Source organism: Corynebacterium sp. HMSC064E10, from assembly GCF_001812505.1.
In the GTDB taxonomy this organism is placed as follows: domain Bacteria; phylum Actinomycetota; class Actinomycetes; order Mycobacteriales; family Mycobacteriaceae; genus Corynebacterium; species Corynebacterium amycolatum.
On record NZ_KV809174.1, the window covers coordinates 111,726 to 132,755 of the forward strand.

Sequence of the window (21,030 nt, forward strand, 5' to 3'; positions counted from 1 at the left end):
TGTTATTGGCGCTGCCGCTGTGTGCAACCGAGAACTTTAGTCAGCGACCAGCGTCTCGAGCGTGAACTCCGGGTGCTCCTTCTCAATGAATGACAGCTTCCACTTGTCGCCGAAGAGGGCGATGAGGGCGCCGTCGGAACGCGTGAAGATCTCCACGCCGCGTTGCTTTGCAAGCTCCGGCGCGGTCTCTTCGTCCGTGCGGCGGGCGACGGAGTAGGGGATGGGATCTGCGATGGTCTCGACGTTGTACTCGTTTTCCATGCGCGCCATCATCACCTCGAACTGCATCGGTCCGACCGCGGCCATGACCGGGGCGGCATCGCCGCGGGCATCGTTGCGCAGAATCTGCACCACGCCCTCGGCATCGAGCTGGTCGACAGCCTTGCGGAACTGCTTGTACTTGCCCAGGCTCTTGGCGCGCAGGGTGCGGAAGTGCTCCGGCGCGAATTGAGGCATTGGCTTGAATTGAACCTTGCGGCCCTCGTAAATGGTGTCACCCGGCGCCAGCGAACCCGCATTGACCAGGCCGACAATGTCGCCCGGGTAGGCCGTCTCCACGGTCGAACGCGTCCGACCGAACACTGTCAGGGCGTACTTTGTAGAAAAACTGCGTCCCGACTGCGCATGCGTGACCTGCATGCCGCGGTCAAACTCACCAGAGACAACGCGCATGAACGCCAGCTTGTCGCGGTGGTGCGTATCCATACCCGCCTGCACCTTGAACACGACGCCCGAAAAATCATCCGTCGGTTCGCGCTTTTCGACGATAGCTCCCTGGCCGCCAGCCGCAGCAGCGGCAACGGCAGCCGGGTCGGACTCGCGGGCGCCAGGTGCCGGAGCCAGTTCGCAGAGAGTGTCCAGGATCTGGTGGACACCCCAATTCAGCATGGCCGAGGCGAAAATCACCGGAGAGGTGTCACCAGCGAGGTACATCTCCTGGTCGTGGTCAGCGCTATCGGCGGAGAGCAGTTCGGACTCCTCGGCTGCCGTCTCCCAGGCATCGCCCTGTTCCGCGGCGGCCTCATCTGGGGTGAGGTGCCGCTCGGCGGCAATGGTGGCACCACCGGCAGTGCGCTCGAAGCCGATGAACTGCTTGGCCTCACCGTCCTCGCCACGCTCCAGTAGACCGCGGAAGTCACCCGCCTCGCCGACTGGCCAGTACAGCGGTGTCGGCTGCAGGCCAATCTCCGCAACAATCTCATCCATCAATTCCAGGGGAGCCTTACCCGGGCGGTCCCACTTGTTGATGACCGTGACGATGGGAATTCCGTTGGACTTACAAACCCGGAACAGCTTCAACGTCTGAGGCTCGAGACCCTTGGCGCCGTCGACAAGCATGACAGCGGCGTCGACAGCCGTGAGCACACGGTAGGTGTCTTCGGAGAAGTCGGCGTGACCAGGTGTATCGACGAGATTGATCATGTATGGTTCGCCGTCGTGCCCCTCTGGTTGGTACTCGAACTGCAGCGCGGAAGAGGCAATCGAGATGCCGCGATCTTTCTCCATGTCCATCCAGTCGGACACAGTCGACTTGCGGCCGGCCTTGCCGTGGACAGCACCGGCTTCGTTAATGACATGAGCATGCAGTGCCAGCGCCTCGGTGAGCGTGGACTTACCGGCATCCGGGTGTGCGATGACGGCAAATGTGCGGCGGCGTGCTGCTTCTTCGGCGAGAGTTGTCACAGGGAGACTACGCTTTCCTTAAAAAGAAAATCGGAATAAGGGAATCGGGTTCAACCTTTCTAACTTACCGCTCCAGTGGGGTAAGGGGTCAATTACGTTGGGGCGACGTTAGAGGTTGAACAGTTCGCGCAGCGTCGTGATGACGCCTTCCTCCGCGTTCGACGGTGCGATGTCGGTGGCGCGGCGTTTGATTTCCGGGTGACCGTTGGACATGGCAAACGAACGGCTTGCGTGGTCGATGAGCTCGAGGTCATTCAGGTAGTCAACAAAGCAGACAGTTTCGGCAGGAGAGACACCGAGGGCCTCCTGCAGGGCGGCGAGTGCCGTGCCCTTGTTGGTGTTGGCGTCGATGAGGTCGACCCAATGTGCACCGGAGACTACCGCGCGCAGGTGCGGGCTCTGGGAACGCAAGTAATCGGCGGATTCGTCTTCGACGGAGTAAGGATCAAAGGCGGCAATTTTGACGATGCCGTCCTCGGCGGCGGCGACGATGACATCATCGACCTTCTGCAGCTTCAAGTAGTACTTGGCGGCCTCGTTGAATTGCAGCTGCTGAACTTCCTCCGAAATATTGAAATGCGGCGGGAAAAACTCCACGTATGCGCTGGCAGCGCCGCAGATGATAACCGATAGAGGAGTGCGCCCCGCTGCCACACGGTTGTCGTTGAACTGGCGGATCGCGTGTACCAACTGGGTGACGATGTCGTGGTCGATACTGGTAACCGAGACCACCTCGCCCGCATCCGCGACATAGTTGCCGTTTTCCGCAATGATTGGGATGCGGTGTGCAATGGGGGCGAACTGGTCGGCCAGAGTGGCGTACTGGCGGCCCGATGCGGGAGCGAAGTGGACACCGCAGTCGAGCAGTTCAGTGACTACCGGCCAAAAGGAATCCGGGATTTCCTTGTCTTCATTTAATAGAGTCCCGTCCATATCCGTGACTACAAGGCGGTATGGCGGCTGGGCGGGAGATTGCTGCTGGATATCCAGGGGTTCCGTCATGGCTTTAATTCTAACGGGTAAGTAGGGTTCACTTTTCTTCCTCAGGTCGCCTCCCAATGCCTCCCCCGATTGGGTGAAAGCTGGGCCACAATACGGGGTACACAGTTGAGGGCGATAGCCGGTGAACGGCGTGTGCGGGGTATTTTGAGGGGGAACTCATATTCATTTAAGCCAGGAGGATTTATGTCGGATTCGGCCCCCATCAAGCGCAATGACTGGAATGAGCGCATCAGCCTTGCAGAGCAGATGATCCCCCTCCTGGGACAGCTGCGGCGCAACAACGATGTCGTGACTTCAATCTTCGGCCGCCGACTGGAAAACGTCACCGAGACCGGCATCATTAAGTCGCACCGCTACGCCCGTCGCATTACCTCGCAGGAGCTGCCTCTGAGCCAGACTCTGCCGATTCTGCAGGAACTGGTGAAGATGGATCTCGGCACCGCCTCCATCGACCTGGGCGCCCTGGCTACCAGCTTCGAAGAGGAAGGCGGCGACCTGCGCGCATTCCTCGAGCGGGAGCTTGCCGAGGTTATCGGTGCCGGGACTCACACCCCGAAGACCGACATTGTCCTCTACGGTTTCGGACGCATCGGTCGTCTGCTGGCCCGCATTCTGCTTGCTCGTGAGGCACTGTTCAACGGCCCGCGCCTGCGCGCGATTGTGGTTCGCCAGAATGGTGAGGACGACATCGTCAAGCGTGCTTCGCTGCTGCGCCGTGACTCCGTCCACGGTGCATTCGACGGCACCATCTCGGTTGACCGCGAAAACAACATTATTTGGGCAAACGGCACCCCGATCCAGGTCATTTACTCCAACGACCCGGCAACTGTTGACTACACCGCCTACGACATTAACGATGCGATTGTCATTGACAACACCGGTCGTTGGCGTGACCGTGAGGGACTGTCGCAGCACCTTCAGTCCAAGGGGGTTTCCAAGGTTCTGCTCACCGCGCCGGGCAAGGGCGATGTAAAGAACATCGTCTACGGAATTAACCACAGCATCATCGAGGACTCTGACAACATTTTGTCGGCAGCCTCCTGTACTACCAACGGCATCACCCCGGTGCTGAAGGTCGTCAATGACAAGTGGGGCGTCGAGTTCGGTCACGTCGAGACCGTCCACTCCTTCACCAATGACCAGAACCTGATTGACAACTTCCACAAGGGTTCCCGCCGTGGTCGCGCAGCCACCCTGAACATGGTTCTCACTGAGACTGGTGCCGCAAAGGCCGTCGCCAAGGCTCTGCCGGAGTTTGAGGGCAAGCTGACCGGTAACGCGATCCGCGTTCCCACCCCGGACGTTTCCATGGCGGTGCTGAACCTGACTCTGGACACTGAGGTCGACCGCGACGAGGTTAACAACTACCTGCGCGAAGTTTCCCTGAAGTCCGTCCTGCGCCAGCAGATTGACTACATCCACTCACCAGAAGTGGTCTCCACCGACTTCGTTGGTTCCACCCACGCTGGCATCGTCGATGGTCTGGCTACCATCGCCAACGGTAAGCACCTAGTGCTCTACGTCTGGTACGACAACGAGTTCGGTTACTCCAACCAGGTCGTTCGCATCGCTGAGGAGATTGCCGGTGCTCGCCCGCGCGTCTACCCGAAGCGCAAGCACATCGACGAGCTGTAAGTCGGCGGTCCTGGGCTTGAGCTGTTGAGCCCTCGAACGCCCTCTTCCCCCTCCTAAACCATGGGGTTTGAGGCGATGGGGAGGGCAGGGGAGGGGACGGAGCTTTCGGTGCGGGAGGCCGCTATCGCCTACCGCTGGTGGACGTGGTTCTGCGCGGCTTCGGCGCGGATGCATGGGCCGAGTCAACAGGGCATAGATGACGTTGCAGCGGCTCCGGGCAAGCCACATCACCGCGGCATTGTGCTTCTGTCCTTCAGCCCGTTTACGCAGGTAGTAGTCGCGCGATGCGGGATGGCAGTTCGACGCGATCCACGCCGATCGAAACATTGCGTTTTTTCAACTGTTTATTGCCGGCCCTGGTGGGAAACTCGCCGCGGACCGACGTACCCGACTGCCGGGTGGTCGGCGCGATGCCGGCGTAAGCGGCCAAGTGCGCGGCGTCGGCGAAGTCCTGGCAATCGCCGATGGACCACAAGATGTTAGAGGCGGTCTTGATACCTACGCCGGGCATCGACATCAAGACCTGGGCAAGAGGAAAACGATTCGCACATCTCCTCGACTTGTCCGGCGATCGTGTCGCGCTGTGCTTGAAGCGCTTTGATGTTCGCCGCCAGCTGCGGGATGACCAATTCTGCTGCTGCAGTGCCGGATACCGTGACAGTTTGCTCGGCAAGGGCGGCGAAAATTGCGTCAACCAGGGCAGCAGGGTCCTTCTTGGCGCGGTTGCGCATCCACTTCAGGACCCGGCCTCGACCTGCGGCGGTCAGTTTTGTCGGACCTTCGTAGTGGATGAGCGAGTCCAGCACCAGCGTGCGCGAGAGAATCTCGCCTGCAAAGACGCGCTCGAGTGCGGGGTGAATCTGTGTGAGCACGCTGCGAAGGCGGTTTTTCGTTCGGGTGGCGTCTTTGGCGATCTCGTCGTCGAATCCGGCGAGCATCTTCAGCGCTGCTAGTGCCTCGTCGTCGCGGTCGACTGCCCGCAGTGTGTGCGGCATGGTGCGGGCGGTGTCGGCGATGATGAATGCATCCCGGCGGACGGTTTTTGATCGTCCAGGGTAGAAATCGGCTGCTTGTCGTATGGCTAGGTCGGGGAGGTCTCCGACCGTGCAACCGCAGTCGCGGGCCACGGCGATGGGCAGGGTGCCGATCGTGTTGGGTTGATCGACAACCATGACAACGCTGCCGTGGGCCTGCATGGACGCGAAGATTTCGCGCCGTGCGGCTTCGTCTTGGGGCAGTGGTTTGTCGTAAATTCTCTCGCCGGTGTTGGTCAGCGCGCAGGCATGGTGGCCAGTTTTGCCGACGTCGAGGCCGATGATGATTTCGGGTGTTGTGGACGGTTCCATGGTGGTGTCCTTCTGTTGCGGCTGGTCACAGGTGTCTTGGACATCCGTTGCAGGCACCCACGTTACGACGAGACCTCTGTTTGGTCCGTGTCCCTATTAGCTGTCAGCGGTTGTCCCCGGTGTCCGGTGGCAACACCCCCGGATTATGGAAATGTTCACGCAGATAAGTCATGCCGGGCCTGGTGGCCGCGCCCCGTGAGGGGGGGGGTGGCACCATCACGGTAACGGGGGGGAGCGGGGGTAAGGTAAGTAAATTGAGCCTGGCGTAACGCGATAAGCATTGCCTAACCTGAGACTGTTTCAGGTGGTGTTCCCGATCGGGAACCGGCAACGGAAGCGAGGCGGCGACGATGAACGGAAAACGTGGATCGACCGGAGAGCCCCTCTCCGGAGGGGGAGCCGGGGACGCGGTGGCGTCGCAGACGGATGACGGGCGGTTGGTGCACGTCGCATCGGTCGCAGCGGGTGGCCGACCATCCACCCGCGACATGCTCGTCGCCGCCGCAATCGGCGTCGCGGGGTCTCTCATCATCGTGCCCCTGACCTACCTGCAGGTGTTCGCCGGCATCGCCCACGTTTATCTCGTCGCGGCGACGCTCGGGTTGTGGTTCCTGCAGTGCGTTGTTCCCCTCATCGTCGTCCGCAAGCTTGGCGCGAGCCTCATCGCGTGCCTTGCCATGGGCGTCGTGTCCGCGGCGACCACCCCGTTCGGCGTCGCCGCAATCGGGGCGCTGATTATGGAAGGATTGCTCATCGAGCTTCCGTTCATGGTCACCCTGTACCGGCGGTGGACGCGTCCCCAGTTCGTGGCGTCGGCGATGTTGTTCTCCGCGCTGATGGGACCGATGGCCCCGCGCGCAGTCGGCGTCGACTCGCCGACCACTCCCATGACCCTGATCAGCTTCGCCGTAGCCTTGGCATCGAGCTTGGTGTTTTTGGTCCTGGGCTTTGCCGTCGCAAAGGGGCTTCGCAGCCGCGGGGTCACCCGGTGACCGGCGGAGCACCCGCGTGCGCCGGTGCGACACGCGGGACGGCCCCGGCCCGGTTACGGGTTAGGGGCGCGGGCGTGCGGCACGCCGATGGGCGATGGGCACCCGACATGGTGGATCTCTCCTTCGATTTCGGCACGATCAACGCCATCACGGGACCCGTGGGATGCGGAAAGACGAGCCTGGCCCACCTCATCGCTGGACTGATTCCCTCGCACATCCCCATCGACCATGCCGGATTCGTGCACATCGTCGATGCCGACGGCACCGAACGCCCCGTGGACGGGGACCTGGTCACCTTCGTCGGGCAAGACCCGGCGACGCAGGTGCTCACGCTCCGAGTCGTCGATGACGTGGCCATGGCCCTCGAGTTTTCCCTCGTGGAAGCCGGTATCGTCGCCAAGCGATCAGCCGAGGCTCTATCGGAGCTCGGGCTGTCAGAGCTCGCGGAGAAGGATCCGTGGGCTTTGTCGGGCGGGCAACGCCAGCGGATGGCCATCGCCGGTGCGGTGGCCAGGGCGCCGGAGGTCATGATCTTCGACGAGCCCGCGGCCCACGTCGACGAGGACGGTCGCCGGTCGCTGTTCGCCGCCATCCGTGATTTGCGGGCCCCGGGGCGCGTCATCCTGCTCATCGAGCACGACCTCCGCCCGTTCGACGGGTGGGTCGACACGGTGACGATCCTCGATGCGGACGGGAGCGTCGCCGCCCACGGAGCGCCGGATGGCATCGCGGTGAAGGGCATTGCGACGACGGCCGCGACCGCCGGAACGCCGGACGCCAGTACGCCGGGCACGGGGGTGCGGGACCGTCCCAATCCGGAATCGGAGGCGGATGCCGTTCCACTGCTGGCCTTGACCGGAACCCACGTGACCCGAGGCGGGGAGAGGATCCTGAACGGGGCCGATCTGACACTGGAACGGGGCGAGATTCATGCCCTAGTCGGTGCCAACGGAGCCGGTAAGTCCACCTTGCTGGCGGTGCTGTCGGGCCAGATGAAGGCGGGAGTGGACCTCCGGATTGACGGCGCGTCTGCCCGGCGCGTCCCCGACGCCTTCGCGTCGTTGGCGTTCCAGAACCCCGAGCACCAGTTCACCCGCGCGACCGTCGCTGCGGAAATCGACTCCGCGCTGGCCGGCACGGACCCGCACGGGCCACTCGGCGCCGATGAGCTGCGGAAACTGCGGGAAGCCATGTGCCCCCGGGCACTTGACCCCGTCTCGCCGTTCGTCCTGTCGGGCGGACAGAAAAGACGGTTGGGCATCTTCCTGGCGGTGGCGGCCAATCGCCGTTTGCTGCTTCTCGACGAACCGTTGGCGCACCTGGATTCGCCGAGCTCGCGCATCGTACTGGATGCCCTAGCGGAATACGCCGGGGCCGGCGGAACCGTTGTGTTCACGTGCCACGACCGCCGTGTCGCGCGAACGTGGGCGGATCGGGCGAGCATCGTCGCCGAAGGGAAGGTCGCCTGGTCCGGTCCCGCAGCCGACGTGCCGGCTTCCCCGGAGTCGTCCCGGCGGGATCGCGCACTGCCCGCGGCCGGCGCACGGACGTCCTTGGACGAAAGCCCCTGGACCAGTGGATCCGCCGCTCGAAGGCGCGCGGGGTTGAACGCCATCACGATTGTCGCGGCGGTGATGCTCGTCCTCGTCGCCGGGCTGCTCTCCGGCGGAGACGCCGTTCTCGCTCTGACGGGGGTCGCGTTCCTCGCACTCGCTGCGATCGCGGAACGCGACGTTCGGGCGACGGCGGGGAAGGTCCTCCTCGTCCTGTTGATCGGGGTGTTCTTCGGCCTGCTCGGGTGGCGCTCCGAGTTCTACGGCGGTGGGGATCCGGCGGAGGCTGTCCGCCACGGCATCCATCACGGACTGCTGCTGACGGCCGTGTTTGCGGGGACGGTCCTGGTCTCCGCGTGTATGCGCGTCGAGGAGCTTTTCGACGCCATGGTGCAACGCCTCCGGGTGCCCTACACATGGTGCACCATAGCGATTTCCGGGGTGAGCATCGCGGCGTTCCTGCGCAGCGAAATCCCCCATCTGACATGGGCGATTAGATTGCGCTCGATGCGACCGGGGCAGTCTTTCCGCTCCGGCTTCATTCGCGCGACGACGCCCGCGTGCATCGCCTTTCCCTTGTTCGTCAGCGCCGTGCGCTGCGCCGAAAAGCTGTCCCTGACCCTGGCGATGCGCAACTTCGGCCGCCATCCGCGGCGCACCTTCCGCACCGATCACCCCTGGCGAGTGCGTGACGGGTTCGTGGCCGCAGCGTCCGCCGCGGCCTTCGTCGTCGCCCTGGTGTCCGCAGTGACTTGACGGGCACCCGGAACCGGCGGGTCCCGGGCCCGCGAGCGTTTCCGAGCTTGTGCGGAGACGCGCCCCACCCAGTTGCTTCACCCTTTCAACCCTTCAGACACATCCTCCGGGTCACGCCATGCGGGCCCGGTCCGCCCGGCACCGGCATGGCGCCGACAACCGAAAGAGGTACCAATGAACACGATCCGGACCATCAGCGACGTGCTTCGGGACAAGGCCGATGAGACGAAAAAGGGGATCACCTTCGTCGAGAATCGGCGGGACGTCTTCGTCCCGTATGGCCGGGTCCATGCGGAGGCGGTGGCGGCTGCGACTCGGTTGGCCGAAGCCGGCATCGGCCCCGGCGATCGCGTGATCTTCCAGGTTTCGGAGAACCGCGGGCTCATCCGGGCGTTCTGGGGCTGCGTCTACGCCGGCGCGGTTCCGGCGCTTGCGCCGCCGGTGTCGGGCCCGGTTGACGTCGACAGGGTGCGGACGCTCTCGGACATGATGCCCGGGGCCCCGATCCTGGTCGACGAACGCAGTCACACGCTGCTCACCGGCGCAAACGGTGCCGTGGTCGTGGGCGAGGACCGGCTGCTCGACGTGTCCATCGTCAATGACGCTGCCGCGGAACCGGGTGCGGCGATGCCGGGTGATGCTGAATCGGACTTCTCTCAGGCGGGGGACGTGGATTCCGGGGATGGCGCCGGGGCGGTCCCCGCGTTCCCGGTGCGAGGTGGGACGGCCGGCGAAGCCCTCATCCAGTTTTCGTCCGGCTCCACGGGATCGCCAAAAGGCGTCATCGTAACCAACGAGTCCGTGCTGAACGGTCTGCGCGCGACGATCCCACGCCACGCGCACCGGTACGAGAACAAGATGCTCACGTGGCTACCTTTGACCCACAACCTTTCGCTGATCGGCTTCCACGTCTACGCCCTTTTTCGTGGGTACGACCAGGTGTTGCTGCCGGTTTCCGAGGTGGTCGCCGATCCCCCGAGGTGGTTCGAGGCCGTGACCAGGCACCGGCCGACGGTGACAGTGTGCCCGAACTTCGCGTTCAAGCATTTCCTGCGCCATCTCGAGCGCCGGCCCCTCGGGGATGACCACGGTTACGACTTCTCCAACGTCCAGAAGCTGATGAGCGGTTCTGAACCCATCGACGCTCCATTGGCCCGGAAGTTCCTCGCGGCGATGTCCGCCATGGGCCTCCGGGAGGATGCCCTGACCTCCGCCTACGGAATGTCCGAAGCTTGCCTGCTGGTCACGACCCGGGACATCTACTCAGGTCTGTCCACGGTGCGACTTGACCGGACGGGCATCGCCACGGGGCAGCGTTTCGAGGACATCGAGAGCGAGTCCGGAGCTGAGTTCGTCGCCTTGGGCAAGGCCGTCCCGGGGATCTCGTTGACCATCCGCGATGACGGGGGCGGGGTCCTCGGCGACGGCACCGTCGGTGAAATCCACATCGCCGGCGCTCCGATGACCCGCGCCGCGATCACAGCAGAGGGGATCGTGGAGCACGAGCTCACCGATGACGGGGCGTTCGCAACGGGGGACATGGGCATTCTCCGTGACGGCGAGTTGTTCGTCCTCGGCCGGAAGAAGGACATCATCTTCGTCAACGGCCGGAATTACTATTCGGCTGATTTGGAAGCCGTGCTGGAGAATGCGCTTGACCGCGATGTTGCCGTTCTCGGCCGGAGCAACCCAGCCACGGGCGAAGAGGAGATCGCCGTGTTCTTGGCCAGGCGGACCCCGACCGATCGTAAGGCCGACGATGCGACCGGTGCCGGGCAATCGGACGGGGATGAACCTCCGATTGATGAACAGGCGGTGACCCGGTCCGCGACGACCGAGCTGATGCGCGTCGCCGGGGTGCCCGTCTCCCGGGTTCTGTGGGTCGACGAGCTGCCCGTCGCGTCGAACGGCAAGAAGCTCCGCCGCAAGCTCGAGGCTCTGCTCTGAGGCGATGACGATGACCAATGAAACGATCGCGCCGGCCGTCGCATCTACCGCCGTGGGAGAAGCCCGCACCGGGGCCCGAGTCGCCCCCGAAAGGCTGTCGGAGTCCATCGCCGACGCCATCGGCGTGCACCTGGATTCGGCGGACGTGAAACTCCGCGACCACATCCCGAACTCCCTGACTTTCCTCCAGATGCTGCTGGCGCTGGAGGACGAGTACGGGGTCACCATCGATTACGGGGCGATGGACCCCGGGGTCACGGTCGCTGATTTGGCGGCCGTCATCGACGCCGCCCGGGGTGGCGCTGATGCCGGATCTGCCGCAGGCGCCGCTGCCGGGGCCGACCCCGCTGTAGCGACGGGTGAGTCAGATGACGGCTGTGCCGGCAAAAATGGGGCCGATCCCGCGGATGCGGTCCCGCTCAATCCAATCCAGACCGCCTACCTGCTCGGCGCGGACGAGGACATCGAGCTTGGCGGCCAAGCGACGTACATTTACGCGGAATCCCGGCACGACTATTCGTTGCCGCAGGTGGAGGAGGCCGTGCGGACGGTCTTCGGGCGTCACGACGTGCTGTTCCATCGGCTCGATGTCGATGCCGGGGTCTTGAGCCCGACCGGCGCGTGCCTCGCCACCGTCGAGGTAGTCGGGTCCGGCGACGATGTCGACGCGGCGGTGGGGGAGATCCGTCGGGACATGCGAACCGCGGCGCGATCGTCGAACGAGGACGGTCCCATGGTCGCCGCGAGGCTGCTCGCAGATGCGGGCGGGTGCAGGATGTTCATCTACTTCAACATGATCGTCATGGATGCGGGTTCGGTGTACCTGTTCTTCGACGAGCTCGAATCCCTGCTGGCCGGGGAGCCGCCGGCTCCGGCTTCCAGATATGGGGATGCCCTGGCGGCAATCTCTGCGCGCCGGCGCGACGGGAAACGAGCCGAGGACCTCGCCTATTGGGAGAAGAAGGCCGCAGATCTGCCGCGGCGCCCGGAGTTCCCGGCGGCCGTGAGGGGTGACGACGATTGGTCGACCCGGCGCTTGGGCACGGTGCTCGACGCGGAGATCACCGCCAAGCTCGGCGAACGGGCCCGCCGCATTGGAGTTACCCTGTCGTCGCTGGTAATGGCCGTCAACGCCGCCGTCGTCTGCAGGTGGCTGCCCGAATCGGCGTTGACGGTCAACGTGACTGTCAGCGAACGCAGCGGCCTCGCCGCGGGCACGAGGGTGATGGGAGATTTCACTTCATCGATGCTCGTCGGCGTCGACGCCGGGAGAGCCGCGACCATCGACGGGTTGGCGGAGGCGATCGACCTGGACATTCGCGAAGGGCTGTCTCACCGCGGCGTTTCCGGTGTGGAGGTGCTACAGCGATTCCTCCGGGATGCGGCCAATCAGACCCAGGCCACTGCTCCGGTGGTGTTCACCAGCTACCTCGGCGGCGAGCGGGGCAGTGGGCGCAGCCCAGTCATCGAACGCATCTACACGCAAACCGCGCAGGTGTGCCTCGACATCCAAGTGATGCCGGCATCGGGCGGGATGACGTTGTCGTGGGACGTGGTCGACGATTACTTCCCTGCGGTAGATGCGATGTTCGGGGCCGTTGCGGAGGCCCTGGACGTGGTGGCGGAGGGGGGAGAGGCTCTGCCCATCCGTCATGCGGAGACGGAGGGGGCCGTCGCCCGCTACAACGACGCTGCGGGCCCGATCCACGATGACACCCTGGTTTCGCTTGTCGAAGCCGCATACGCGGCGACTCCGGACGCGCCGGCCGTGCGCCTCGCCGCCCGGGGCATCTCGTACACCTACGCCGAGGTCTGGGCCCGGGCCGGACGCATCGCCCGCCATCTCTCAGATTCCGGCGTCGGGGCGGGGGACGCGGTAATCGTGCGCTACACCAAGCATCCCGACGACATCGTCAACATGGTCGGCGCATTGCGTGCGGGAGCCGCATTCGTGCCCGTCGACGCGGGCATGCCGGCCCAGCGACAGGAATACGTCGTGGAAGCCTCAGGTGCGTCGGGCCCGATTCTGGACACCGGCGTGATCGATGAACTGAACCAAAGCGGAGTGGCGGGCGTCGGCAAGCCCGCAGCCGCGGAAGTCTGCGACCGCGCGGGCAGCGCGGGTGCGCACCCTTCGCTTGGCACTGCCCCTGACGACCTTGCCTACGTCATCTTCACCTCGGGGACGACGGGCCGACCAAAGGGTGTGCGGATCAGTCACCGCAACTGCATCAACACCATCCTCGACGTGAACCGGCGGTATGGGGTCACCTCCGCCGATTGCATCATCGGATTGTCGTCGCTGGGATTCGACCTGTCGGTCTACGACGTGTTCGGGGCGTTTGCGGCAGGCGCGACGGTGACGATGGTCGGAGACGAGCGCGACGCCGATGAAATCCTCGACGTCTTGCGGGAAGAGCGGGTCACGCTGTGGAACTCCGCGCCCGCCCTTTTGGAGCTCGCCCTGGTCCGGACGTCGGACGACGACGTGTTCCCGGATGTGCGCACCGTATTGCTTAGCGGCGATCGCATCGCAGCGGGGCTTCCGGCGCGCGCCATGGACATGTTCCCGAACGCGTCGATCAATAGCCTCGGCGGTGCGACCGAAGGAAGCATTTGGTCCATCTACTGCCCGCTGCAACGCGACAGCCTGGAAAACCGCATTCCCTACGGGTACCCGCTGGCGAACCAGGGCATTCACGTGCTCGCGCCCGACGGGGTGCATTGCCCCGTCGGCGTGCCGGGGGAAATCCACATCAGCGGTCTCGGCGTCGCGCAGGGGTATGCGGCCGATCCAGAGCGGACCGCTGCCGCCTTCGTGGATGTCCCAGGCATCGGGCGCTGCTACCGGACCGGAGACGTGGGCATCTTCAACGCGGAGGGTTTCGTGGAATTTCTCGGCCGCCGCGATCGTCAGGTGAAAATCGCGGGCTTCCGCGTCGAACTCGGAGAAATCGAATCGGTCCTCGAGCGGTCCGGCCTGGTGACCGCGTCGATGGCGGCGGTCGTCGAATCGGGCGGTCGGGGACTCCTGGCGTGCCTTTACGTTCCGGCGGACGACATGACCGGCTCGCGGGATGTCGTCCGGGCCGAGCTCGCCCGCTGCTTGCCAGCGTACATGGTACCGACGGTCCTGCTGCCCGTGGCGCACCTGCCCGTCACCGTCAACGGGAAACTGGATCAGGAGGAAATTCGTAGGCACGTCGGCGCCGCGGGCGGCGGGGCAACGGCCGATGGCGAGGTCGCCGGGGCGGAGGCCGGAGCCGCGGGCGCGGCTGGTTCCGTCGCCGTCCCCGGGGCGATCGAGTTGGTGTCCGGAGTCTTCGACGAGATCCTCGGGGAAGCCCCGTCGACGAGTGCGGCGGATCCGGCATGCGGCGCGGGAGAGTCCTTCTTCCGCCGCGGCGGCGATTCCCTGCAATTCCAGGTTATGATGCGCGCGATCCGGCAGAAGACGGGCGTCCGGCTCCGTTTCCGCGACGTCATCGCCGACCCGACCATCGCGCACATCGCCGGCCTTGTCTCGGAGGCCATGCGGGAGTCCGGTGCCGAGTCTGAAGCCGTCGCCGAGGCAGTGTCTTCCCTCGATTGTGCCGGCGGTGCCGGTTCAGTCGCAGGAGGCGTCCGAGAATCCTCCGCGAGTGCCCACGGGAAGGATCCGGTGGAACAATTCGGGGACGACCCCCACGCGCCGTTCCCCCTGACCGACATGCAGAAGGCCTACTACGTCGGCCGGAACTCCGGGTTCGAGCTGGGCGGCGTCACCGAGCACTACTACATCGAATCCGTCACCGAACCCGGTACCGACATCGACCGCCTGGAGGACGCCCTCGACAACCTCATCCGCAGGCATCCGATGCTGCGCGTCGTGTTCACCGCACAAGCCACGCAGCGGATCCTGCCGGAGGTTCCGCGCTACCGCATTGCCGTCGCCGACTACCGGGCCGCCGATGAGGCGACCGTGGTCGAGGCGGTGCGGCGCAAGCGCGATGAGCTGAGCCACCAGGTATTCGATCTGGGCAGCTGGCCCTTGTTCCATCTGTCGGCGTTCGCGCTCCCGGACGGGCGGCACCGCCTGTTCTTCAGCGTGGACATGATCATCGGAGACGGGGCGAGCCAACGGATTTTCATCGACGACCTGGACAAGCTGTACCGGGGAACGGAGCTTCCGCCCGTCACCGGCGACTACCGCACGTACGTCTTGGAGATGAAGCGCCGGGAGGCTTCGGCGGTCGGGCGCGGCGATGAGACGTTGACTCGGACGGTGGTCGAGGACTTCCCGCCCGGCAACACCCTTCCATCAATCGGTGCGGCCGCGGACGTGGATGTGCCGCGGATGCGTCGCCTGTCGCACACGTTCACCGCTGAGGAAACCGCACTGTTGCGGGAACGGGCCAGCGCCGCCGACGGCAGCGTGTCCGCACTGCTTCTCGCCTGCTATGCGACGAGCCTGTCGCTGTGGTCGAGGGGGGATTCGGTCGGCATCAACATCACCACGTACAACCGTGATCCCGAAATCGCCGACTTCGCCGGCGTCTTCGGTGATTTCACCGGCGTCATTCTGATGCCGGTGAAAGCGGCCGCCGACTATGACCTCCGTTGGTGGACGGCGGAACTGCGCGACCGGCTGCTCGGGCACATGGCGGCCGGGTACTCCGGGGTGTCGTTGCTCGGCGCCATCGCGCGCCACCGGGGTCTGCCCGTCGGACAGGCCATCGCGCCGTTCGTGTACACCTCGTTGCTGTTCGGCGAGGGTTCCGCGGCAGGCGATGGCTCGGGCAGGGGTGCCCACGTCCTGGGTGACGTCGATTACGCCATCTCCCAGACCCCGCAGGTGCTGTTGGACAACCAAGTGATGGAGGTTGGCGGGCGTATCAACGTCGCCTGGGATTTCGTCGAGCAGATCCTGGAACCGGAACTGGTGGAGGACATCTTCGACCACTACATCAGGTCGGTGTCGGGCTTCGCCGGGGGCTGCCCCGAAGCGGCGCCGCTGAGCGTCGGCCAGGTTCGGCGCCTGCGCCTGGCGGTCGGGGGCACTTCTTCCAGCGGTGGGGCGATCGGCGACGGCGTCGCGGGCGCGTCATCGGCGGAGCGCGACAGGTCGGGCGCGATCTCGAGGATCGCATCCGGGGAACTGATGGGCCGAGTTCGCGAATACCTGACGGTCATCACCGGGATGGTCCGGGCCGACCTAGGCGGCGCCGAAGCCGGCGCGGACGACGACCTGTTCCTCCTCGGCTACGACTCCCTGGGATTCGTGAATCTGATGCAGCGGATCCAGGACATCACCGGGGCATCGGTGCCGCTCGCGGAAGCGCTGGCCAAGCCGACGCCACGTGGCGTGGCCGAGCTCGTCGGCCAGTCGACGGCCACGCCGACCGACCGGCGGGACGCGGATGATCCCGGCGCGTCGGCCGCGGACCGTTCGCTGGTCCTATTGCGCAGCGGCGATGAGGCGCACCCGATCTTCCTCGTCCACGGCGGATTCGGCACCGTCGACATCTACCGAGACCTGGCCCTCGCGATCCCCGGTGGCGGGCAGGTGTGGGGCGTCGGCTTCGCGGAGTTCGAGAGACCATTCCCCCACGCCATCGGCATCGGCGACATCGCGGCCCACTACTCGGGCCGGGTCCGCGAGGTGCTCGTCGACGGTGCCGCCCCGGCGATCGTCGGATGGAGCCTCGGCGGCACCATCGCGGCCGAGATGGTGCTCCGTTTGGCCGATCTTGATCCCGCGCTGGTGTTTCTCGACAGCCTGGCTCCGGGGATCGCGGTCGACGTCGGGGATTTCGGCGCGGAATCCGAAAAGGGGCTGCTGTCCCGGGTGGTGCCCTCGATCGCCGATCTCCCGCACGGAACGCCGGTTGCCCGCCTCTGGGCGGAGTTCGGCGGGGTCGATGAGACCGACGAGGAACGGGGGGCCCGTCTGCGTGCCCTGGCCGCAGCAGTCGCACCGACGCTCCTGGAGGACCTTGGGCTTTCCGGCGACCGGGTGACGGCGACGGAGTTCAACTCGCTGCGCTCGCTCATCGATGCCCGCACCCGGTACCGGCCCGAGGGTCGGGTGAGGGAGGCGCTGTTCGTTCTCCCCGATGACGGCGAGGCTCACAACCACGACCAGTGGCGGGACCACCTCGTCGATGACCTCTGCGTCGCCGGCGTCGCGGGAAACCACTATTCGTTCGTCCTCGGAGAGGATGCCGCGCTGACCGGGGCCCTCATCGGGGAGTACATCGAACGCCGGCGCCGAGCGCCGGAAACGGACGACAGGGCAGCGGACCCGTCGTCCGAAGGAATCGACCGGTCGCGGGACCGGGGAAACGAGATGGAAAATGACTGACCGACGAAACGGCGGGGAAGCACGGGACCGCGACGCGGGCGAACCCGTGAAAGTGCTGGTGGCCGGAGGTACCGGCGTCACCGGACGGCTCGTCCGGGGGATGCTCGGCGTCGTCGACGGGATTGAGCTGGCCTACACTTCCCGGCAGAAGCCAGACGATGGCCCGGGGCGGCACTTCCCGCTGAGGATCGCCGCCGGCCACAACGAGATCTGCAGGGTCTTCCGCAAACACGATTGGGTGGTCAACTGCACCGGCCCGTTCGAGGTGCACGCAGACTCACTCGCCCGTGCTTGCATCGACTCAGGCACCGGGTACATCGACGTCAACGATTCGATCGACGCCCGCCGCGCGATCATGGCCCTCGACGGGGATGCCCGGCGGGAGGGGGTTCCCGTGCTCACCGGGTTCGGTCTGTGCCCGGGCTTGTCGACGGCCCTGTTGGTGCTCGGGGCCCGCGCCGCGGGCGCCGAAGAGGTCCGCGATGTGCGGGTCGATCTGCGAATCGGCGCCGACCAGGAATCCGGGGCCGCGGCGGTCGAGTCAATGTTCCGGACTATCCGCGGCGGATACCGCACGATGCTCGGCGGCACCATCGTCGAGGTGCGGCGCAACCCGGTGTCGTCGCAAAGCGGAATCAGCTACGAATGCCCGGACATCGACGTCGTACGCGAGGTGTGCCCCTCGATCCGTGGATATTCCTACCACGTCGCCTTCGATGCCCTCCCCGATGAGTCGGTGGAGAAAATCCGCACGTCGAGACTGTACTCGATGCCCGTTGTCTCCGGTCTGCTCGCCCGTCTCGGGGCGGCCGTGACATCGCGGAAGGCGCGGGCGAAGGGCACTCCGCAACCCGCCGAGCTGGTCGTCGCACTGTCGTCCGCCGGCGCGGGCGATGCGGGCCCGGCGGCCGAGACGACCGTCGTCCGGGCGACCGGCCCGGGTTCCTACAAAATGACCGCGGCGATTGCTGCCGCCACCGTTGTGGCGGTCGCGGGGAAGCCGGTCGCGCCGGGGTGCCGGGATCTCGTCGGCCACCCCCGGCTCCTCGAACCGGTCCTCGCCTTCGCCCGCGATGCGGGCATCCATATCGAGGTGCCGCATGACAACCCGACCACGGGGCCGCTGCCGACAGCGGCCCACTGCGATACCAAAGAAAAGGGGAAACGATGACGGATCAAGCTGAACGAGGTGCGGCGATCGTCGTACGCGACCTCACGAAGAGCTACCCGATTGCGGGCAAAGCGGGCACCCCGCCCGAAGGCGGGCGCAAGGGAAAGCGCGGTGCCCGGATGCGCAAGCATGTGCTCGACGGCGTGAGTTTCACCGTGCCCGCCGGGGCGATCGTGTCGTTCCTCGGTCACAACGGCGCAGGCAAGACCACCCTCATCCGAATCCTGTCGACGCTCATCACCGCCGACTCCGGCGAGGTGAGCATCTTCTCGCGCGATGTGAAAGAGAACCCGGCGGGCGTGCGCGCTGACATTGCCACCACCGGCCAATTCGCGGCGATCGACGAGAACCTCACCGGCCGGGAGAACCTGGAGTTCTTCGGGCGGCTGCGCGGACTCGACCGCGCCGCCGCGGCCGCCCGCGCGACGGAACTGCTCGCGCAATTCTCGCTCGCAGACAGTGCCTCGACGCTGGCGTCGGCCTATTCGGGTGGCATGCGGCGCCGCCTCGACATCGCCGCGTCGCTGTGCGTCGTGCCCAGGCTGCTGTTCCTCGACGAACCCACGACGGGGCTGGATCCGGTCAGCCGCGAAGAGCTGTGGGGCTTCATCCGGCAGCTGCGAGACGACGGAATGACCCTGGTGCTGACCACCCAGTACCTGGAAGAGGCGGAGGCGCTGGCCGACCACGTCCATCTGCTCAAGGATCGCCGCATCGTCGCCAGCGGAACGCCGGAGGAATTGCGCCGCGACTTCGGGTCGCACGTGCTCCGCGTGTCCTTTGCCACCACCGCCGAGGCGGAGGCGTTCGCCCGCTGCCTCGGAGGAACGTGCCTGGACGGCGCCCGCGTCGCGGGGAAGTCGGTGTCCCTCGACGTCGACCCCGGACCGCGGGTCCTCGAGGCGGTGGCGCAGGCGATGGAGGCCTCGGAAGCGTTGCCGGATTCGCTGAGCGTGTCGCCGCCCACCCTCAACGAGGTATTCATATCGATGAACGCAGGGGGTGCGGCGCGATGAGTGCGACGTCGGTCGCGGCGTTTCTCCGTCGGGATCTGCTGCTGTTGCGACGCAACACCGCGTCGCTGATTTCCATGTTCGTAGTTCCGCCCCTCTTTCTGCTGTGCCTGTACGCGGTGTTTGGGTACTCGGCGGGGCAATCCGGCTTCGGGTACCTGCGTTTCGTGCTCGGCGGCTGCCTGTTCCAGGCGGCGATGTTCACCGCCGCGGCGTCGGCGATGGCGGTGGGACAGGACGTCGAATCCGGGCTCGTTGACCGCGTGCGCGTGTTGCCCGGGGCCACAGGCGGCTATGTCGCCGGCAGGCTCGTCACCGATGTGCTGCGGATGTCCGCGTCGATCGCGGCGCTGCTGGTCGTCGCGTGGGCCTGCGGCCTCGACATGGCTGTCGGTGACGTCGCGTGGACTGTCCTGTGGTCGCTGTTCGCCGCGGCGGTCCTGTCCCTGGTCACGGACGGGGTGATCCTGATGGTGCCCGCCCCGGTGTCGACGGCCTCATCGATCCAGGCGCTGGAAATGCTGCTGCTCATGTTCTCCACTGCGTTCATTCCGGCGACCGCTTTGGACGGCTCCCTGCGCGACGTCGTACGTCACATGCCGTTTTCGCCGATCATCGAGGTGATCAGGGCGGCGTCCCCGGATGCCTTCCCGGATAGTGCCGGGGAAGAGGCAGCCCTGTGGCTCGGTGTCGCGGCGGTCGCCGGAATCGTCCTGTTCATCCGCCGGTTCACCTCGAGGAGCGAATCATGATCGGCCCCATCTTCGTGCATCTGCGGCGCATTGCCCACATTTGGCTGCGGCGCCCCGACTTCTGGTTCATGACGTTCATTGCTCCGCTCGTGTACCTGTTCATCGTCAACCGCATGTTCGGTGGCCTGGTCAGGCAGCTCACCGGAGAGTTCGAACTCCCGAACGCGGTCATCCTGGTCGTGACGACGTGGGCGTTCATCTTGGCCATCACGGGATCGTCCACTGTGTTCGTTGAACGCAGCAATGGCCTCCACGAGCGGTTGATCACCATGCCGGCGCCGTACGCGGCCGTGCCGGCCGCACGGATCATCGCCGAGTTCATCCGGATCATGGCGATGTCGGTCGTCGTCGTGGCGGTGGCCGCCTTGCTTTCCGACAGCCCCCCTGAGGCGTCCTGGTGGTGGAGGATCGCGGTGACCGGCGCGATGGTTGCCGCGGCGGCCGCATGCACCGGCACGTACATCGCGTTCTCCATCACCAGCCCCCAGGGCTCCGTGGCCCTCATCCCGTTAATCATCGTTGCGATGTTCGTCAACACGGTGCTCATGCCCGCCGACCACTTCCGTCCTCTCCTGCGCGGAATCGCCGGGCACACCCCCGTATCCGCGGCCGGCGAGGCCGTCAACGGCAACGGGGCTGCGGGTCTGGTGGTCTGCGCGGCCTGGTTCTTAGGCATCGCCGTGCTTGCGGCGTGGGGCATCGCCGTGAAAACGAGGCCGGGGGAGTCTGCATGACGGGCACGTCCACGGGGGCATCGCCGCCGACGATGGCCCGCGAACCCGAGCACCTAACCCGAAACCGCCGCGTGGACGCGGCCCACACACCCCGGAGACAGAA

The 21,030-nt window shown here is 65.7% G+C and carries 11 protein-coding genes and 1 pseudogene; 9 read left to right on the forward strand and 3 right to left on the reverse strand.

Going from position 1 to position 21,030, the window contains the following annotated elements:
• Nucleotides 1–36: 36 nt before the first annotated feature.
• Both HMPREF2860_RS08835 and HMPREF2860_RS08840 read right to left on the reverse strand, forming a co-directional pair.
• The gene (locus HMPREF2860_RS08835; protein ID WP_038626248.1) at nucleotides 37–1,683 is read right to left on the reverse strand and encodes a peptide chain release factor 3; all 1,647 of its coding nucleotides are present in this window, start codon (nucleotides 1,681–1,683) and stop codon (nucleotides 37–39) included.
• A gap of 108 nt (nucleotides 1,684–1,791) precedes the next feature.
• Nucleotides 1,792–2,685, reverse strand: a complete 894-nt coding sequence (locus HMPREF2860_RS08840; RefSeq protein WP_038626246.1) for a Cof-type HAD-IIB family hydrolase — start codon at nucleotides 2,683–2,685, stop codon at nucleotides 1,792–1,794.
• Between the two features lie 183 nt (nucleotides 2,686–2,868).
• On the opposite strand from HMPREF2860_RS08840, the gene HMPREF2860_RS08845 reads away from it, so the two are divergent.
• Nucleotides 2,869–4,320, forward strand: a complete 1,452-nt coding sequence (locus tag HMPREF2860_RS08845; RefSeq protein WP_038626244.1) for a glyceraldehyde-3-phosphate dehydrogenase — start codon at nucleotides 2,869–2,871, stop codon at nucleotides 4,318–4,320.
• Nucleotides 4,321–4,503: 183 nt separating this feature from the next.
• Here HMPREF2860_RS08845 and HMPREF2860_RS10940 read toward each other — a convergent pair.
• Nucleotides 4,504–5,666: pseudogene (locus HMPREF2860_RS10940) on the reverse strand (IS110 family transposase); the annotation flags it as partial.
• Nucleotides 5,667–6,076: 410 nt separating this feature from the next.
• Between HMPREF2860_RS10940 and HMPREF2860_RS08855 the strand changes: the two are divergent.
• The 8 genes from HMPREF2860_RS08855 (at nucleotide 6,077) to HMPREF2860_RS08890 (ending at nucleotide 20,927) form a co-directional block, all read left to right on the forward strand.
• Entirely contained in the window at nucleotides 6,077–6,658 is a 582-nt protein-coding gene (locus tag HMPREF2860_RS08855) for an ECF transporter S component (RefSeq protein WP_239392990.1), read from the forward strand.
• 74 nt (nucleotides 6,659–6,732) lie between these two features.
• Nucleotides 6,733–8,967: an ATP-binding cassette domain-containing protein gene (locus HMPREF2860_RS08860; protein WP_239392989.1), complete on the forward strand. Its 2,235-nt coding sequence runs from the start codon at nucleotides 6,733–6,735 to the stop codon at nucleotides 8,965–8,967.
• A 174-nt stretch (nucleotides 8,968–9,141) separates the two neighbouring features.
• On the forward strand, nucleotides 9,142–10,914 hold the full coding sequence (locus HMPREF2860_RS08865) for an AMP-binding protein (RefSeq protein WP_070560118.1): 1,773 nt from the start codon (nucleotides 9,142–9,144) through the stop codon (nucleotides 10,912–10,914).
• A gap of 10 nt (nucleotides 10,915–10,924) precedes the next feature.
• Nucleotides 10,925–17,257 carry a non-ribosomal peptide synthetase gene (locus tag HMPREF2860_RS08870; protein WP_070560193.1) on the forward strand — a complete coding sequence of 2,111 codons (6,333 nt, stop codon included), beginning with the start codon at nucleotides 10,925–10,927 and terminating at the stop codon, nucleotides 17,255–17,257.
• Nucleotides 17,250–18,428, forward strand: a complete 1,179-nt coding sequence (locus tag HMPREF2860_RS08875; RefSeq protein ID WP_038626236.1) for a saccharopine dehydrogenase family protein — start codon at nucleotides 17,250–17,252, stop codon at nucleotides 18,426–18,428. The genes HMPREF2860_RS08870 and HMPREF2860_RS08875 overlap by 8 nt, the downstream gene beginning before the upstream one ends.
• On the forward strand, nucleotides 18,425–19,444 hold the full coding sequence (locus tag HMPREF2860_RS08880) for an ABC transporter ATP-binding protein (protein WP_038626234.1): 1,020 nt from the start codon (nucleotides 18,425–18,427) through the stop codon (nucleotides 19,442–19,444). Before HMPREF2860_RS08875 ends, HMPREF2860_RS08880 begins: the two co-directional genes overlap by 4 nt.
• The gene (locus HMPREF2860_RS08885) at nucleotides 19,441–20,193 is read left to right on the forward strand and encodes an ABC transporter permease (protein ID WP_038626232.1); all 753 of its coding nucleotides are present in this window, start codon (nucleotides 19,441–19,443) and stop codon (nucleotides 20,191–20,193) included. The genes HMPREF2860_RS08880 and HMPREF2860_RS08885 overlap by 4 nt, the downstream gene beginning before the upstream one ends.
• On the forward strand, nucleotides 20,190–20,927 hold the full coding sequence (locus HMPREF2860_RS08890) for an ABC transporter permease (protein ID WP_038626230.1): 738 nt from the start codon (nucleotides 20,190–20,192) through the stop codon (nucleotides 20,925–20,927). The genes HMPREF2860_RS08885 and HMPREF2860_RS08890 overlap by 4 nt, the downstream gene beginning before the upstream one ends.
• Nucleotides 20,928–21,030: the final 103 nt, after the last annotated feature.